Genomic DNA, 14,926 nt, shown 5'->3' with positions numbered 1-14,926 from the left:
AGGTGCCTAAGCCGGTTTGCCGTCGTCGAGACTGACGATGACAGCGGCGTTGGCGATGATGATGGCATCGCTGCCCTGCTCGGCCGGAATCTCAAGCGCGCCCTTGACCGCGGTGACGGTCACCGTGCCGTAAGGCAATTCCTTCGCGACCACAGCGGTGTCGACCGCATCGGGGTTCGGCACGGCGATGGTAACATCGACGAACATGTCGTTGGCAGTCTTGCCGAGCATGCGGAAGAAGCCGAGGCTCGAGTGACGGATCGCGTCCGAGACCGCGCGCCGCGCCGCCTTGGTCGCATCCTTGCCGTGAACATCGACGCCCATGCCCATCTCGGTGATACAGCGAACGCGTGCCATTGGATTTCCTGTCAGTTCGAGTGCAGGGAACCAATCATATTCCCGGTTCGTAAGCAACCAGTGCTCTTGAAGCATGACATCCCGCCACGGCTCTCGACAGCGATCGGCGAGGCTCTTTGTCAGTGATCAACTCCTGAGCCGAACAGGAACCTCTGTCGCGAGCACTGGTTCTGACCGCAAAGGCCGATACCTGTCGGCCCATGGTGCACGGTCGACCAGACGGAGACGTCCATGACAAAGTACATGGAGACGCCGTACCTCAACATCGCTTACGAAGAAGCTGGAGATCAACGAGGGCCACCTATCGTGCTCGTTCATGGTTGGCCCGACGACGTGCGGTGCTGGGACAAAATCGTGCCTGAGCTTGCCGGCTTAGGCTGCCGGGTTCTCGCTCCCTATCTGCGCGGCTGCACCCCTACGACTTTTCGTTCCAAGGAGACGTTGAGAAGCGGAGCGATTGCGGCTTTAGGGCAAGACCTCGCAGACTTTATCGAAGGCCTGGACCTTAGGGACGCTCTCGTCGTCGGCTACGACTGGGGCGCCCGGGCCGGTTACGTCGTCGGCGCACTGTTTGGCAACCGCGTACGAGCTTTGCTTGCCATGTCGGCCGGCTATGCCACGGCGACGCCGATCCGCGATATGCCTTACGATCTGGCCAAGGCCTATTGGTACGAGTGGCTTGTCGCGACCAAGCAAGGCCGCGAAGCGATGGACAAAGACAGGCGCCGGCTCTGTCGCTATCTCTGGCAGACATGGTCGCCAGGCTGGAGGTTCACCGACGCCGAGTTCTCAAGCAGCGCGGTATCCTGGGACAACGACGACTGGGCGCCGATCAGCATACATGCTTATTTGCAGCGCTGGGGAGAGGTTCCAGGCGCGCCAGAGCACGCGCGGCTTGAAGAGCGGCTGAGCGAGACTCCACTCATCCGAGTTCCTACCGTGATGCTGCACGGCGCGAACGATTCAGATAATCTTGCGGAGACCTCGGAGGGCAAGGAGCGGTTCTTTGCGAATGGCTACGAGAGACGCGTCCTTCCCGATGTAGGACATTTCATCCCGCGCGAAGCGCCAGCCGAGGTTCTCACCGCCATTCGAGAGCTGTTGTCGGCCCGTGCGCTTTACAAAGCCATCGGTTAGATCGTCGCGGCCCGCGTGCGTGGTCAGCGAGGGCTGCCGCTACCAGACCGACGGGACGAACCGATAGCGCACGTGCGAAGCATACTCCTCGTAACCTTTCAGCTCCGCCCTCAGCGCGCTTTCCTCATGCAGGGTCCGCCAGGCGATGCCGAGGATAAACACCACCGACATCGCAAGACCGATCCAGGAACCGAGCAACAGCGGCAGGCCGACGATAAGGAGCAAAGCACTCGCATACATCGGGTGGCGGACGATGGCGTACGGTCCGGTATCGATCACCCGCTGATCCTCCTGGATCTTCACCACGGGCGCGGCAAAGGTATTTTCCCGAAACGTCCACCACACGCCGAGCAGATAGAGCACGGTGAGGACACCGCCAACCACCTGCAGCCAGACCGGCACCGCGGTAAAACCGGTGCGTGCGGCATCCCATGTCATGAACATCATCCAGGCGCAGAACAGCACGATGAAGGGCGTCAGCCAGATCCGGTCCCACGGCTTTTGGTCGCGCTGCACCGGTGAGCTCATGCGCTCGCGCAACAGCCGCGGATTGCGCTTGGCGAGCCACAGGGTAATCGCAAGGCCGCCGATCGCGAATATGGCGAGGAACGCCCAGCCTCCGGGATAAGCCAGGGTCCCGGCCGGCCACAGGATCATAGCGCCCATGATCGCGGTCCAGACCACGATCTGAAGAGTGACTTTCACCATGACATGCTCCGTCGCGTCATCCTTCACGCCGGCACTGGCGTCGCATCGGCCTTGACCTTGGCAAACGGCCTGAACGTCAGCGCGATCAGGAACGCGCCAAGTCCAACCGCCCAGGAGCCGATGTAGAGCCAAGCGTAACTGGCGAAGGTGTCGTAGATCAGACCTCCCGCCACCGGCCCTGTCGCCATGCCCAGGCTGCCGGCCATGGCCGTTCCGCCAATCACGGTGCCCATCATCCGCAACGGAAAATTCTCCCGCGCAAGCACGGCATAGAGCGGCATGGTGCCGGCATAGATGAAGCCGAACACCGCCGCAACGGCGTAGAACGCGGAGAGCTCCCGCACGAAGGCATAGGCGAGCGCGCCGAAGGCCTGCGCGAACAGTCCCGAAACCAGCACGCGCTTGGCGCCAAAGCGGTCGCCGAGCAGGCCGAACGCGATACGGCCGCCCATCCCCGCCAGACCCTCGACGCTATAGATCGTGACTGCGGCGATCATCGGTATCCCGCAGCTTATCGCATAGCTCACGGTGTGGATGATCGGTCCCGAATGCGTGGCGCAACAGAAGAAATTGGTCGCAAGCAGCACGATGAACTGCGGCGAGCGCAGCGCTTGCGCCAGCGACATCGCCGGTTGCGGCTCGCCTTCGTCGGCGGCAGGGCCGTGTTCGCGTTCGAGCGCCGGCGGGCGGCGCACCAACAGCGATACGGGAATCATGATGCAGGCGACAGTAACGGCAAGGATCTGAAGCGAGGTTCTCCAGTCATGGATCGAGACGAGCCAGGCCGCGAGCGGCGACATGGTCATGGGCGCCATCCCCATGCCTGCCGAAACCAGCGACACGGCAAGGCTGCGATGGGTATCGAACCATCCGGTGACGCAGGCCATCATCGGCGCGAAGATCGCGGCGGCCGCGCCGCCCACCATCAGGCCGAAGATGAATTGAAACGCGACCAGCGATGAGGCAAGGCTGGCCAGCCCAAGGCTTGCCGCAAGCACGATCGAGCCGGTCAGCACCACCGGCAGCGGCCCGAGCCGGTCGGACAAGGTCCCCCAGATCATGCTGGTGAACGCCATCGCGAGGAAGCCGATGGTCATGGCGCTGGACACGCCGGTGACCGACCAGCCGGTGTCCCGCGTGATCGGCAGGAGAAAAACCGGCAGCGAGAACATCCCGCCGATGGCAACGCAGCCCAGAAGCCCGCCGGCTCCGACAATCACCCAGCGATAGTGAGCATCCTTCATTCCGTGTCTCCACTGCAGCTATCCCTGGCTCCAAGACGAACGCGAGGCGCCAAAGACGACATGCAGGGGCTCACTTTTTTGCGAGGTCGCAGAAGGCGCTCAGAAAGAACCTGGCACCGTCCTCAGTGGACATGATCGATCTCCGTTCGGCGCGAGCCTTTGCGGGCACTCAGCCGCCCGTGAAAGTCGGCGCTCAGCACCGCCAGCGTAATTTCGCCGAGACGCGCGAGCAGGAGCGCCTCCGCATCGTGAAACGCCTTGTCGAGCGCTGCATTGACGGCCTGTTCGACCAGGCAATCCGGCGCGTCGGTCCGATTGCCTATCGCAAGCAATGACGGGCAGCCCAGCGCATCATAGACATCGCGCAACGTCACCTCTTCGAGATTCCGAGCGAGCACCCATCCGCCGCCATGGCCCTTTTCGGATCGGACGTAGCTGCAGTCGCGCAGCCCCGCCATGATGCGCCGGATCACGACCGGATTGGTGCACATCGCTTTCGCCAACACCTCCGATGTCACCGGCCCGCCGTGCTCGGCCATGTGCAGCAGCACGTGAAGCACCCCAGATAGTCGGCTATCTCGTCTCATGTAACTTCAAATAGTTCGTGACGATTCATTGGTCAACCACCGCCTCGCCTATCTCGGCTTGACCAGCGGCAGGAACACGGTGTCGACCCAGGCTTTTCGCAAGGCCGGCGGCGGCGCCGCAAAGTTCATGATGACGTGGTACCGAAACAGGTCGCCGAGCAGAGAAGCCACCGGAGGCGTCAGCTTTGCCGCATCGATCTCGCCGCGCTTCACGGCGCGTTCCAGAATCGCCGAGAAAGGTCGTGCTCCACCTTCGATGAGAGCGGCGTGCAGATCCTTCGGTGTCGACCAGTTCTCCGAGAAATAATTGCTCGAAAACAGGGTGAAGGCCGCCGCCGTTCCGGCGGCGCGATCAGCCGCACGCTTCAGAAACTCCAGCAGCTCCGTCCGGACATCGCCTCGATCCGGCACCTCCAGCGGGTGCTTCGCCATTTGCTGCCGAATGGCAGCGACGGCAAGCGGCGCCTTCCCGTCCCATCGGCGCGCAAGCACGGGACGGCTCGTCCCCGCCCTTTCCGCGACCGCCTCCATCGTCAGCCCGGCATAACCGCGCTCGGCCAGTTCGAGCCACGCGGCCTCCAGGATTGCCTCTTCCAACTCCGCGCCGCGCCGCCGCTCGCCCATAACTATGCTCACTCTAAATAAGATGCATTAATGCATCTTGACTCCGCATCCTGGTTCCAACTAGATGCATCAATGCATCTTATGCCCGGAGCCACGCTGTGACAAGAACGCCCCATTCGTGGCTTCGAACGATATCTCTGCCATTCGCTCTGACGGTTGCCGGATGCGCTTCCATGCCTCAGAAAACGGCGGGCACGCTGGCAACCTACAACAATCTGGGAGAGCAGAAGGGCATGCTCTCGAAGTCGAGAAATTACGTCGACGCCAACGCAATGGCGTCGGTGAAAACCGTACGCATCGTTCCGACGACGTTTGCCCATGGCGCGTTGGCGCAGGTGAAGGCGGCGCAGGATCGCGCGCTGGTCGCAAACGCACTTGATCGCGAGGTTTGTGTCGCGTTGAGCGACAAGTTTCAAATCGTCTCGTCACGTGAACATGCCGACCTGACCGTTCGAACTGTCGTCACCGACGTATTGCCGACCGACAAGGCCGCAGCCGGCGTGTCGACAGCGGTGACCTTGGGCACCGGCGCAGCCTTGCCGGTCAGCGTTCCGCGTCTTCCCATTGGCCTGGGCGGCCTTGCCGTCGAGGCCGAAGCCATCGACCGGAGCGGCGTGCAGCGCGCTGCGATGGTATGGGCCCGCGGTGCGAATTCGATCATGGACAACCCTCGCGTTTCCGAAGTCGGCGACGCCTATGGCTTGGCAACCAAGTTCGGCAACGAGTTCTCGCGGATGCTCGCGACCGGCAAGGAGCCGGGAGCCCTGGATATCTCGCTGCCCTCCGGTCAGCGCGTGCAGTCGTGGCTGGGCGGCGAACCGAAATATGCGACATGCGACAATTTTGGCCGCGCGCCCGGTCTGGCGGGACTTCTCGCCGGCAAGATCGGCGCCCCGCCGGAGTGGACCGACAAGACTCCGCAAGTCGCCCGCGACTCCGGAAGGCCGTAGATGTCGTCCCTGCGGTCACTCTCCGCCTCCGCTCTTCGAACTGCGGCGCAATCCGCCCTTCGCTCGCTCATTGCAAATCAGCCATCTCGTATAGCGGCCGGATTTCGATCTCGCTCGGTCCGGGCATGGGATTGGGGCAACGCTTTACCCAGGCGACCGCCTCGTCCATGTCCTTGACTTCCCAGAGCCAGAAGCCGGCTACCAGCTCGCGGGTTGCGGCGAAAGGCCCGTCGACGACCGTCCGGCTGGGACCATCGAACGCAATACGCTTACCCTGCGAGGACGGTTTGAGGCCGTCGGCGGCGAGCATGATGCCGGCCTTACGCAGCTCATCATTGAATCTGCCCATCGCCTCGAGCATCTCAGTCGTCTCGGGCGTGCGGACAAAGCCCTTTTCGCTGTCTTCGGTAGCCTTCACGAGCACCATCACACGCATCGCCTGTCTCCTTGTTGTTCGAGCCGGCCTCATCGGCTTGGCATCGGAACGACGAACGGGATCTTCGTAGGTCGACATCGTCTCGCGATTTTTTTGACGGTTGAGAGAGGATATGAGTTCGCATTCTCGCGACGCGTTGCGTCCGAGCTTTGTGTCACTTTCCACCCTCTCATCGAATAGAGGGCGCAGGGAAAGCCGGGTGCCGGTTGCACCCATGGGTCCCGTGCAGCAAAAAGCACGGGGGTAGGACCACAGGTTCAACCGAAGCATTCCGGCTTTCCCTGCGCGATGGTTTACGGCTTACTTCGTGCTCTCCCCGGTGACCGGGCTCTTTTGCCACCGTCATCTCTCGCACGAACTTCTTCGCGCAAAAAAACTTAGCGCCAGCGTCGGGGCGCCAGGACCACACGACTTGATGTCTAGCCACTTTTTCGGCCTGTTGAAAACGGCGGAAGCGCCAGAAAATAAAGGCATTTCTCGATCCTTTGCTGGAAGCGAGGGGCCCGCCGGAAACCCGCCGGGCCCCGATAGGCCCTAGTTTCACAGTATGTGCTGGCGCGGGCTGGCCCGGTGTCCTGTGCCCTGCGCTCCCGGGGCGCTGCACGGCCTTCGTATGCTCGCCTCGCGTCGAGCCGCGTCTGCATCTAAAGGCAGAGCGGACCTGATTTGCTGTCCGCGAGTATTACGGCTCGTGACCGTCAACAGGCGTCCGGTCGTCATCTGCCGAGTTCAGGAGGGTTCTAAGTTACCAATCTGTTCCCTAGAGCTAGTCGGGTTTGGCCTAATTTGATTTTGGCAGTGGCCCAATGTCCCAAGTTGGAATAGCTTGGTCATTACCTCGTTTGAGGTACTACCTTGTGGGAGGAGGAGCACTCATGCTAACTGCCGCACAGTGCGAAACCTGCGCAGCGGAGTATAAATCCCTCGCACGACAAGCCGGTGTTTCCGAGGAACGCAGCACTCTGCTGAATAACATTGCGCGGAGCCTGAAAGGTCTCGCAAGCCAGCTTGATAGGCTCGCAGTACTTCTAAGAGAAGAAGCAAAGTAAGGCCGCCTCGCCTCAGTTGGCGGCCTCTTTCATTTAATCCGATCGTACAAGTTAACTAACCAGCATTCACTGTGAGCGGTGTTCCAAACGCCTTTCGTCGCGGATGTCCGACGCTCGGGTCTTGATGGAATAGGCAAGTCACTTCCGGTCATGGCCCAAAGTGGCGGTCCCGGATTGTCCGCTCTCTCGCCGCTGTTGGGGGCTAGGCCGACGTAAGCCGAGTGACCAAGCTCCACCCGAATTCGCGCTGCGATCGGCGTAATCGGCAGTCTCCTACAGCGGGAATAAAAACGGATGCCAGACGGTAAATAAGACTGTCTGGCATTCAGGGGCTGATCTCAAGCCCTTAAGTTCCACTTAAGTTCACTCCGCAATCGTTGCTCAACGCAAATAAAGGAGTGTCCAAATGTCTCGTCTTTCAGTTTTCGCCGCGGCAACTTTTCTGTCGGTGTTGGCGACAACCCCGATGGCCTTCGCCACGGAGCATCACCACGTCCGCACAGTGCCACGGTACATCAGCCTTCCAGCGCGGGCCTACGCAGGGCCTCAGCCATTGATGCACTACCATGACATTCCAAGCTACAACGACCCGTCGAAGAATGGATGCTGCGGCTGACCTACAATGCAAGTAGAGCAGATGTCTCTGAAGACGTGCTCGGTGCTCGACGTAATGCGCAGGCAGTGACGGCATACGCCTTGCGGAAGTGGGCGTGCGCCATACGCTTCAGTTAGCAGGTCCGCAATCGGTCGTCAGGGTCCTTTAGAGGGTGCCGAAGCCGCGGGGGCCGCGCGACGGCGCGGTATGAAGATATTTGCAATTTCTCATATCGCGGTAAATTCTGTACCATCTCGTACACAATCCGCCAGCCCGCGCATGACAGCTTCATGACATCCGGAATGCCCCAGATGCTGGCTGATCCTCCTATTCGACATGGCAAGAGGCGAAGATCGATGCTAAGCGACCTGCGTGGAGAAGAGCACCTTTTGCTGCGCCAGTAGTTCCGCGCGGCAATTGCATCGATAAGGCGAGTTGCACTTTACTCTCTTCCCTTACTGACCGCGCGCCATCAAGCCGCGATCCTCCTTACATTGGTCCGTTCCTACCAAGAGGACGCAACATTGAGCCAACGCACCGTTGGAATGCCGGAATTTAATGAATTGATCGATATGGCGCAGTTGCTAGTGAACTTATGGGAAGCCGCGCAACGGCTGCCTGAAGGATCAGAGCGGCGGGAAGCATTCATACAGATCAGTGGCTTCCAGAGGCGGGTGGCGGCATTGGTTACACCAATACGCTAGCTGCCAAAGCAGGCCATTATCGTCAGCGCAATGGCTCGCGTGCGGCGCATGCCGCTGCTGCCGCAGTCGCAGCGGGCTTCGGTCAGCGCGTGATTACTTGCTCTGCTGCTTGAGCGCCCACAGCCGGTAGGCTTCCTCGATGTACGGGTCCGGTGCTGTTGGCTCCGGTGCCAGCCGCGCGCCCTCTTTGCGGAAGTGGTCGAGACCACGGCCCAGCTTGCGGCCTGCCAGTGTGTGCTGATCGTTGGCCCAGTCGGGGATGGTCGGCGCGAAGCCTTCGAGCTGCGAGCGCAGCCCGATCGCCGCTGCGAAGTGGCAGCCTGCGCGGGACTTCGGCGACCGGCACATCATGCGTATCGCATTGCCGATCATCAGCCGGGCTTCACCGATCGATTTGCCGTACCGCTCCCTCGATGCCGCGAGCGATGCGGCGACGAACGGAAAGACGTGCGGCGCTGCCAGCGTGTCGAGGTCTTCATGGCAGATGACTTCGAGCCTATTGCAAACCATCGAGTGGAAGGCTTTGGAGCTGTGGAGCAGTTCGCACGCGAACTCCATGGCCTCGCGCTCCATGCCGCGCCTGATCGCCTTCTGTAGCGCGGAAAGACAGGTCATGGCATTGAGGCCGTTCTTGGTGTCGGGGATCATCGACCTGCTCCGTCGCGGGTGACTGGGAGGACGATGGTCTCGCCCGCGACCATCGCGGCGGCGACCGTGCGGGCCTGTTCGATCGAATAGGCGTGGATGACGAAAAGCGGCGTCGGGTTCTGGCCGGGCCGGAGGATGGCGAAGGGCTTCGGGGTCTGCACGGGTTGCTCCTGTCGGTTGGTGGTCCGACCGTTCAGCCACCACTGGCGCGTGCAGTAAAACATTGTTTTTGCTTGGAAAATTCATTATCCCGTATGATTTGCGGGCCGGAGCCGTGGCCGTAGGGTTGGCCCGGCTGAAAGGCCGGTGCCTTCGGCCGGTCGTCCGTAAGGGTCTGGTACTGTTTCAGAGGCTGAAAGACAGGGGATGCCGCGTCGCCTCCGCTTGTGGCGGACGGCAGGCTGCCACAATCTGTGGCGGCTTGCCTCTCGATCGCGGCCCGGCGCATCTTTGCGCCCGATCGACAGCGAGATGGGGAGAGCGTTCTGATGACCAGAAAGCGAGTTGGAACGTTCTTGGGCGGCGGAACGCTCGTTACAGCCCGCGACAAGAGCTGGTTTGCCCCGGATCAGCCGAAAGCGAAACCCAAGACAAAACCCAAGAAGAAATTCCGGCTCGGTTTCGACAAGGAGAAGTACCTCGCCAAGGTCCGGAAGAAAGCCGCATCACAAAAGCCAAAGCCTGAATAGCCGCGTGCTGAACATGAACGCGGCGCGACCTGAGGAAGGGGCGCGGCAAGAAAAGCGCCGCTCAAACTACCGTGCCGTCGGCGTCTTCCAGTTGTGCCCGGCCAGTTGTCCACCGCAATCTGTAGCGGCTTGCCTGTATCGCGCGGCCCGGCGATCCTCTCCCGCATGGGCACCAAGTCACGCGAGACGATTTACGGCGGATCGGTCCGGGCGGCGGCAGAGCGGGCGACGGAAGCACGCAAGGCAGCCGACCGGCTCGCCGTCGAGGCGTGGAATAAGCGCATGCTCGGCTTTCGTGCTTGAACCTAAGCTCTGGTCACACTTCTCGAACACCTCTGCCCTGCAAGCCTTTTGGGACCTTGATGAGCAACTGCGTCGTGCGGTGTGGGGCGCCCCCATCAATCCGACCGACGCACTTGCCGACTTCGATCCGAGTTATATTTCCGATGCTCAGCTAGGCAGTAAAGGGGAATAGCTTTGTACGATTGGTCGAAAATTCGATTTCTGGAGAGCACTGAAAACCTCAAGTCCATAGTGCGTCAGTCCACTGGGCGAACGCCTTCAACAACGGCGGCCCGTGGCATCGCTGCATGTTTGCAGCAAGGCCGCATTTTTTTTGAGATTGCTTCAATTGCGCCCCTCCAAGTCAAACCGCTTCAACTCTATTACGGGATAGTTGGGTTCGCGAAAGCGATAATCTTGGCGCGACAAGGCCGCAGCTCGATCGCTACACTTGCGCAATCGCATGGCTTGAGTGAGATCAGCGAGCATAATGCCAAAATTGAGGACATGACGCTTCAGTTTCGAGGCAATGGGCTATTTGCTGAATTTAATGACACAGTGGCGGCTCTCGGGCGGTTGTTTTATTACGACGAACGCGGCTCTTTTCAGCAAGTACCTAAGCCATTCGACCTGAGTGCATCACTCACCGACAGCCGTTGCACACTGAAGGATGTCCTTGCGCGCATTCCTGGCTTGGAAACTGCATATCAGCGCACGTTCGGAGAGCTTCCAGCCTGCTGGCCTATCGAGCTTGAGTATCAGGGCCAAGTGAGCCACCTGCGGCTCTATGTCCCATCAACGTTCTCGGATCGAGAGGAGCTACGTCTTCTGGTTCAAACGTGGCGCGCAAAATTTCCGTTTCTTGATGATTGGTGCTTTACGCAGGGTAGTCGAGCTTGGGATCAGTCTTATCTGACGTTTAACAACTACGAAAAGCCGGCTGAGGGAGAGTTCTCTCCAGAGTATTTAGTTTTGCGGAACGATAGCTTTGGACCGTATCGCAAAACAATGCCGAACGCGCGTTCCTTCGCGGCGCTTTTACCCGCGCTCGCGGGCGGAATAATTGTAGACCATGTCAAAGCTATAGAGCCGCTGAACGGAGTTCTATTGTCCGAATTTGCGTTGCACTTTTGCGCAGCATTCATTCTCAGCTCTCTAGTCCGCTATCGGCCGCAGATTTGGCAACATGCGCTTTCTCATTCGGCACTTGAGGGTCGGCCGACCGACGATCGAGCGCTTTCACTCATTGAGAAATTCCTTGAAATCGTGCTTTTGGAGTTTCCTAAGCTAGTAGAAAAAGCAATCGATTGGGCAAATTCACATGACTTGCGCGTTTGACAGTTCGGGAATGTACCCATGTCCGGGAGTTCCTAGCATCTGAGATGTGCAACCTATATTCGATCACCACCAACCAAGCGGCCATCGCCGCACTCTTCCGCGTCGTTAATCGGTATGTCGGCAACCTCGCACCGATGCCGGGCGTGTTTCCCGACTGTCCAGCGCCGGTTGTCCGAAACTCGGACGCCGGAAGCGAGATGGTGTTGATGCGCTGGGGCATGCCGCCACCACCGCGCACCGGCGGCCCGCCGGTCACGAACATCCGCAACACGTCGTCGCCGCATTGGCGCGGATGGCTCAAGCCTGAGAACCGATGCTTGGTCCCAGCCAACAGCTTCGCCGAGTACGCGCCGGAGCCGAACCCAGAGACCAAGAAAAAGACGTGGTGTGGTTCGCGCTGAACGATGATCGGCCGCTATTCGCCTTCGCGGGCATCTGGACGACGTTCAATGGTGATCGCGGCACGAAGTCGAAGCCGGTGCCGGGGCCGCATCAGGTCTACGGTTTTCTGACGGCGGCACCGAACGCGGTGGTCGCTCCGATCCATCCCAAGGCCATGCCCGTGATCCTGACCACCGACGAAGAACGTGATGTCTGGATGTGCGCGCCTTGGGATGAGGCCAAGGCGCTGCAGCGGCCATTGCCGGATGACGCGCTCAAGATTGTAATGCGGGGTGCAGACAAGGAAGATCAGGCGGCGGCATGATATGGGGGCCGATGTCGATTACGCTGGTGCGTCACTCACAGGCGCGCCGAAATCGAATGATGGCGGCTCTGTGTGCCAACGCACCAGATCATCCATCGCGATAAGTACTATCCGGTTTGTCAGCGCGACTGACCGGATGGCGTCCTCGGTGAAGCTGGAAGTAGTAATAATGAAGCCACGGTGCGCATCTTGCTCTTCGGCGACGCCCTTGAATTGTTGAATGATTGGACGGCCCACTTTGTTTTCCGTCGAGTTTCGCTTACATTGCACGATAATCAAGCCGTCAGGATGGCTGGCAAAACCATCGACCCCGAAATCGTTCGATTTTCGTGTGGCCCACGCTTCAAATCCGGCTCTTTGAAAAAAACTCATGCTGTGTCGTTCGAAATTGAACGGGTCCATGTCGAGCAAATGTTGCCGTAGCGCGATTTCCTCCACCGGCATTGCGAAACGGGTCGGGTCCATCGGCTGTTCTTTCATCGCAGCCTTCATTTGCGCGCTGGTGCGACGCAACCGTTCATCTTCGACAATTACGTCGATAATTTCGGCAATGTGTGTTTGGGCCTCAGGGCTGGTCACGACAGCTTCAATGATAGAAGTGATGCCAGCGGCGCCGAGAAAAATCAGCAAAAGTACCGGAACCCCAAGGGCTCCGCCAAAGGCCGCGATCCCGGCAGCATGGCCGCCGACTAATGGAATAGCGGCGAGCGTTGCAGGTAGCGCTATCTTCATGGACCAAGGAAGGTTCGATTTGCGGTAGTTCGAAACCGCTTCGGAGACACTGTTCGCGATTGCCACGATCGCCGTGCGAGAGTTAATGAGGGCATTCAACTGCTTTAGCTTTTCAATAGAGCCGATGTCGCTCGCGACCACATCGCGCGACTGGCCGAGCCATCGTATAGCAACAACCCGATCTTCCGACCGGGACGTATGTTTGATAGCCGAGGCGAAAAGACCAATCAGCCACTTCTTAATACCGTCACTTACCCTGTCGAACACGGTCCCCCCATCAGGCATGGCTGAGCTTGCATTTGCTATTTGCAACTGATCTCCAAGTCGTCAGTATCGCGAGCCAATTCATCTTTCTCGGTCGCCTTTAGGCTGGCGAATTTCATATTGACCCGAGGCGGCACGGCGAAGTCTACATCGAGGTATGCTGTGCCGAGCTTCATGGTGCTTTGAATGCGTTTCGCTGTTGCTGCGCTCGTGATGAGCGCAGAGATCAGCACTCCGCCGCTTGTGGCCTTTGCAGCGATGGCGTTCACCTTCTGGATGTCCGCATTACCATTCGACCTCAACCGCAACCTAGCTTTCGGCGGAAGGCCCCACGTCACTTTGAAAGTTATGACCTCGTAACCCATCTGTTCGAGGATCGGCAGTGCATCGCCGACTTGCTGCGTGAAAGTATTGAACTCGGTCATGAGCTTGCCGGTCGTGTCCGAAAAATCAGCCAGCGATAAATCCGGCATCGAGGGCATCGAGACGGACGGCATTGAGGGCAGCGCGGGCATCATATCCCGCGCAGACTTGGTGATACTGTTAATCCGGCTGGGAGCGGTACCGTCGTCTGCGTAAGCAGTAGTGAGACCAGAGACTAACACGGCTAGTATAAGAAACGGCTTCATTGCAAGTCCTTCGGCCAGTCAAAGGGGACAGCTCGGATCTCGGTCATTGACACGTTGGACATCAGACCTAGTTATCAATTTCTACTCTTCTTGCGACTTCGCGCGGAGCTTCCGTTGGATTTCCGCCAACGGCTCCTTCAGACTGGCCTCAAACCGTCCCATCGCGTCGACCATGAAGGATATGAGGGCTGGACGTTGGTCCTCGTCGAAACTGTCGCCCGGCATCTCAGATTTAAGCCGAGACGCCCTCTTCTCCTCCAGTCTTTCCCAAGTAAGTGGCCCGCCGAAAGCAGTCTCGATAGACGCCCTTTGTGTATATAGCTCATCGAAAATCAGCTTGTTCTCGTCTTTGTCGCCGCGATCAATATAGAGCTCGACCCGACCATAGGACCTAGTCGCCACGAAATTGAAAGGTACACCACGCAGTCCTGAGCCAGCAGAAACATAGTGGAAGTGATTGGGAGAGATATTCGCGAAACGAGGAACCTTCGATCCTGCAGCTTTCAGCAGTTCGCCCCAGAACTGGCGCCTCACACTATTTCGGTTCTTCTCTGTTGCGGCGGCCTCTACCTCGTCTAAGGATTTTGAGGCAAGTCCGATCATATATTCCTCGACGTCCTTGGTCGGGATGATCTGATCCACGTTGAGAAAGGTGTCAGGGCCGGATGACCACGGCGTGAGCCGGAAACACTGGATACGCATCTTGAAATTTAGTAACCACAGGATTGTGGATGTGACCTCCTTGCGGAAGTTTGCAGCGATCAGAATTATGCGCTGAGTCGATCCTTTATTCAGGGTGACCTGATCGTAGTCCTCGGCATCGAGAAATTCGACGAGCGCGCTTCTCGCATCCTCACCCGGACTGTTACGATCAAGATAATCTTGAAAAATGGTCCTTATATTTTCCTTCGAGAGGCTGGAGCAGTAGGATGCATATTTCAGCGCCTGCCATGTTACGTCACGTCCTGTATCATCCAGCTTATTTTCGATCAGAACGAGCGAGCCCTGCTTGTCAAGCGCGAGAAGATCTAGGCGCTCTTGCGTGTCCGAAAACCCCCCGAATTCCTTCTGGATTATCAACAGGTCTTCACCAAGGCACGATGGGGATTTTGCGATCCATTCCTGTAGGTGTTGTCTCTCTCGAAACCCGAGTTCGGCGAAAGTTTGAGACGTGAGTGGTTCGATTGAATTTACTTCCTTATTAATTCTGAACATTCCGCCCCGCACCAGTGCTGTAAATTGACCGG

17 protein-coding genes and 1 pseudogene are annotated in these 14,926 nt (G+C 59.0%); 7 read left to right on the top strand and 11 right to left on the bottom strand.

Annotated elements, in window-relative coordinates; genetic code table 11:
- Nucleotides 1–6: 6 nt before the first annotated feature.
- A complete protein-coding gene (locus YY7_RS0127450; RefSeq protein ID WP_028166004.1) occupies nucleotides 7–357 on the bottom strand; it encodes a Lin0512 family protein in 351 nt (116 codons plus the stop codon).
- Between the two features lie 231 nt (nucleotides 358–588).
- On the opposite strand from YY7_RS0127450, the gene YY7_RS0127445 reads away from it, so the two are divergent.
- Complete coding sequence (locus YY7_RS0127445; protein WP_028166003.1) at nucleotides 589–1,494, top strand: alpha/beta fold hydrolase; 906 nt, start codon at nucleotides 589–591, stop codon at nucleotides 1,492–1,494.
- Nucleotides 1,495–1,533: 39 nt separating this feature from the next.
- Here YY7_RS0127445 and YY7_RS0127440 read toward each other — a convergent pair whose 3' ends face one another.
- The 4 genes from YY7_RS0127440 to YY7_RS0127425 form a co-directional block, all read right to left on the bottom strand.
- Nucleotides 1,534–2,202, bottom strand: coding sequence for a methyltransferase family protein (locus tag YY7_RS0127440; protein ID WP_028166002.1), 669 nt, complete (start codon nucleotides 2,200–2,202; stop codon nucleotides 1,534–1,536).
- A gap of 23 nt (nucleotides 2,203–2,225) precedes the next feature.
- Entirely contained in the window at nucleotides 2,226–3,446 is a 1,221-nt protein-coding gene (locus tag YY7_RS0127435) for an MFS transporter (RefSeq protein WP_028166001.1), read from the bottom strand.
- A 122-nt stretch (nucleotides 3,447–3,568) separates the two neighbouring features.
- Nucleotides 3,569–4,033, bottom strand: coding sequence for an RrF2 family transcriptional regulator (locus YY7_RS0127430; RefSeq protein ID WP_028166000.1), 465 nt, complete (start codon nucleotides 4,031–4,033; stop codon nucleotides 3,569–3,571).
- 48 nt (nucleotides 4,034–4,081) lie between these two features.
- Entirely contained in the window at nucleotides 4,082–4,657 is a 576-nt protein-coding gene (locus YY7_RS0127425; RefSeq protein ID WP_035691054.1) for a TetR/AcrR family transcriptional regulator, read from the bottom strand.
- 173 nt (nucleotides 4,658–4,830) lie between these two features.
- Here YY7_RS0127425 and YY7_RS0127420 point away from each other — a divergent pair, with 173 nt between their 5' ends.
- The gene (locus YY7_RS0127420; RefSeq protein ID WP_051396963.1) at nucleotides 4,831–5,607 is read left to right on the top strand and encodes a DUF3313 domain-containing protein; all 777 of its coding nucleotides are present in this window, start codon (nucleotides 4,831–4,833) and stop codon (nucleotides 5,605–5,607) included.
- Nucleotides 5,608–5,674: 67 nt separating this feature from the next.
- Here the strand turns inward: YY7_RS0127420 and YY7_RS0127415 are convergent, their stop codons facing one another.
- Nucleotides 5,675–6,043 (bottom strand): YciI family protein, encoded by a 369-nt coding sequence (locus tag YY7_RS0127415; protein WP_028165997.1) that lies wholly within the window; start codon nucleotides 6,041–6,043, stop codon nucleotides 5,675–5,677.
- 2,168 nt (nucleotides 6,044–8,211) lie between these two features.
- On the opposite strand from YY7_RS0127415, the gene YY7_RS62070 reads away from it, so the two are divergent.
- The gene (locus tag YY7_RS62070) at nucleotides 8,212–8,391 is read left to right on the top strand and encodes a hypothetical protein (protein WP_196237345.1); all 180 of its coding nucleotides are present in this window, start codon (nucleotides 8,212–8,214) and stop codon (nucleotides 8,389–8,391) included.
- A gap of 93 nt (nucleotides 8,392–8,484) precedes the next feature.
- Here YY7_RS62070 and YY7_RS0127405 read toward each other — a convergent pair whose 3' ends face one another.
- The gene (locus YY7_RS0127405; protein WP_028165996.1) at nucleotides 8,485–9,039 is read right to left on the bottom strand and encodes a hypothetical protein; all 555 of its coding nucleotides are present in this window, start codon (nucleotides 9,037–9,039) and stop codon (nucleotides 8,485–8,487) included.
- Complete coding sequence (locus tag YY7_RS62065; protein WP_196237344.1) at nucleotides 9,036–9,200, bottom strand: hypothetical protein; 165 nt, start codon at nucleotides 9,198–9,200, stop codon at nucleotides 9,036–9,038. The genes YY7_RS0127405 and YY7_RS62065 overlap by 4 nt, the downstream gene beginning before the upstream one ends.
- 327 nt (nucleotides 9,201–9,527) lie before the next feature.
- On the opposite strand from YY7_RS62065, the gene YY7_RS0127395 reads away from it, so the two are divergent.
- The 4 genes and pseudogenes from YY7_RS0127395 (at nucleotide 9,528) to YY7_RS53070 (ending at nucleotide 12,054) form a co-directional block, all read left to right on the top strand.
- Complete coding sequence (locus YY7_RS0127395) at nucleotides 9,528–9,728, top strand: hypothetical protein (protein WP_155255350.1); 201 nt, start codon at nucleotides 9,528–9,530, stop codon at nucleotides 9,726–9,728.
- Nucleotides 9,729–9,893: 165 nt separating this feature from the next.
- A complete protein-coding gene (locus tag YY7_RS60730) occupies nucleotides 9,894–10,031 on the top strand; it encodes a hypothetical protein (protein WP_155255349.1) in 138 nt (45 codons plus the stop codon).
- A 174-nt stretch (nucleotides 10,032–10,205) separates the two neighbouring features.
- The gene (locus tag YY7_RS0127385) at nucleotides 10,206–11,348 is read left to right on the top strand and encodes a YaaC family protein (protein ID WP_196237343.1); all 1,143 of its coding nucleotides are present in this window, start codon (nucleotides 10,206–10,208) and stop codon (nucleotides 11,346–11,348) included.
- Between the two features lie 44 nt (nucleotides 11,349–11,392).
- Nucleotides 11,393–12,054 (top strand): annotated as a pseudogene (locus YY7_RS53070) (SOS response-associated peptidase).
- 18 nt (nucleotides 12,055–12,072) lie between these two features.
- On the opposite strand, the gene YY7_RS0127375 reads toward YY7_RS53070, so the two are convergent.
- The 3 genes from YY7_RS0127375 to YY7_RS0127365 form a co-directional block, all read right to left on the bottom strand.
- A complete protein-coding gene (locus tag YY7_RS0127375; RefSeq protein ID WP_245287440.1) occupies nucleotides 12,073–13,098 on the bottom strand; it encodes a restriction endonuclease in 1,026 nt (341 codons plus the stop codon).
- Nucleotides 13,089–13,679: a hypothetical protein gene (locus YY7_RS0127370; protein WP_028165991.1), complete on the bottom strand. Its 591-nt coding sequence runs from the start codon at nucleotides 13,677–13,679 to the stop codon at nucleotides 13,089–13,091. The genes YY7_RS0127375 and YY7_RS0127370 overlap by 10 nt, the downstream gene beginning before the upstream one ends.
- Before the next feature lie 81 nt (nucleotides 13,680–13,760).
- Entirely contained in the window at nucleotides 13,761–14,759 is a 999-nt protein-coding gene (locus tag YY7_RS0127365) for a DUF4268 domain-containing protein (RefSeq protein ID WP_245287439.1), read from the bottom strand.
- Nucleotides 14,760–14,926: the final 167 nt, after the last annotated feature.

This window comes from Bradyrhizobium elkanii WSM2783, from assembly GCF_000472865.1.
Taxonomy (GTDB): Bacteria; Pseudomonadota; Alphaproteobacteria; order Rhizobiales; family Xanthobacteraceae; genus Bradyrhizobium; species Bradyrhizobium elkanii_A.
This window is presented reverse-complemented; position numbering and strand designations above follow the sequence as displayed.

Coding starts and splice junctions, on each gene's coding strand:
- YY7_RS0127450 (WP_028166004.1), bottom strand. CDS start 357: ATGGCACGCGTTCGCTGTATCACCGAGATGGGCATGGGCGTCGATGTT.
- YY7_RS0127445 (WP_028166003.1), top strand. CDS start 589: ATGACAAAGTACATGGAGACGCCGTACCTCAACATCGCTTACGAAGAA.
- YY7_RS0127440 (WP_028166002.1), bottom strand. CDS start 2,202: ATGGTGAAAGTCACTCTTCAGATCGTGGTCTGGACCGCGATCATGGGC.
- YY7_RS0127435 (WP_028166001.1), bottom strand. CDS start 3,446: ATGAAGGATGCTCACTATCGCTGGGTGATTGTCGGAGCCGGCGGGCTT.
- YY7_RS0127430 (WP_028166000.1), bottom strand. CDS start 4,033: ATGAGACGAGATAGCCGACTATCTGGGGTGCTTCACGTGCTGCTGCAC.
- YY7_RS0127425 (WP_035691054.1), bottom strand. CDS start 4,657: ATGGGCGAGCGGCGGCGCGGCGCGGAGTTGGAAGAGGCAATCCTGGAG.
- YY7_RS0127420 (WP_051396963.1), top strand. CDS start 4,831: ATGCCTCAGAAAACGGCGGGCACGCTGGCAACCTACAACAATCTGGGA.
- YY7_RS0127415 (WP_028165997.1), bottom strand. CDS start 6,043: ATGCGTGTGATGGTGCTCGTGAAGGCTACCGAAGACAGCGAAAAGGGC.
- YY7_RS0127405 (WP_028165996.1), bottom strand. CDS start 9,039: ATGATCCCCGACACCAAGAACGGCCTCAATGCCATGACCTGTCTTTCC.
- YY7_RS0127395 (WP_155255350.1), top strand. CDS start 9,528: ATGACCAGAAAGCGAGTTGGAACGTTCTTGGGCGGCGGAACGCTCGTT.
- YY7_RS60730 (WP_155255349.1), top strand. CDS start 9,894: ATGGGCACCAAGTCACGCGAGACGATTTACGGCGGATCGGTCCGGGCG.
- YY7_RS0127370 (WP_028165991.1), bottom strand. CDS start 13,679: ATGAAGCCGTTTCTTATACTAGCCGTGTTAGTCTCTGGTCTCACTACT.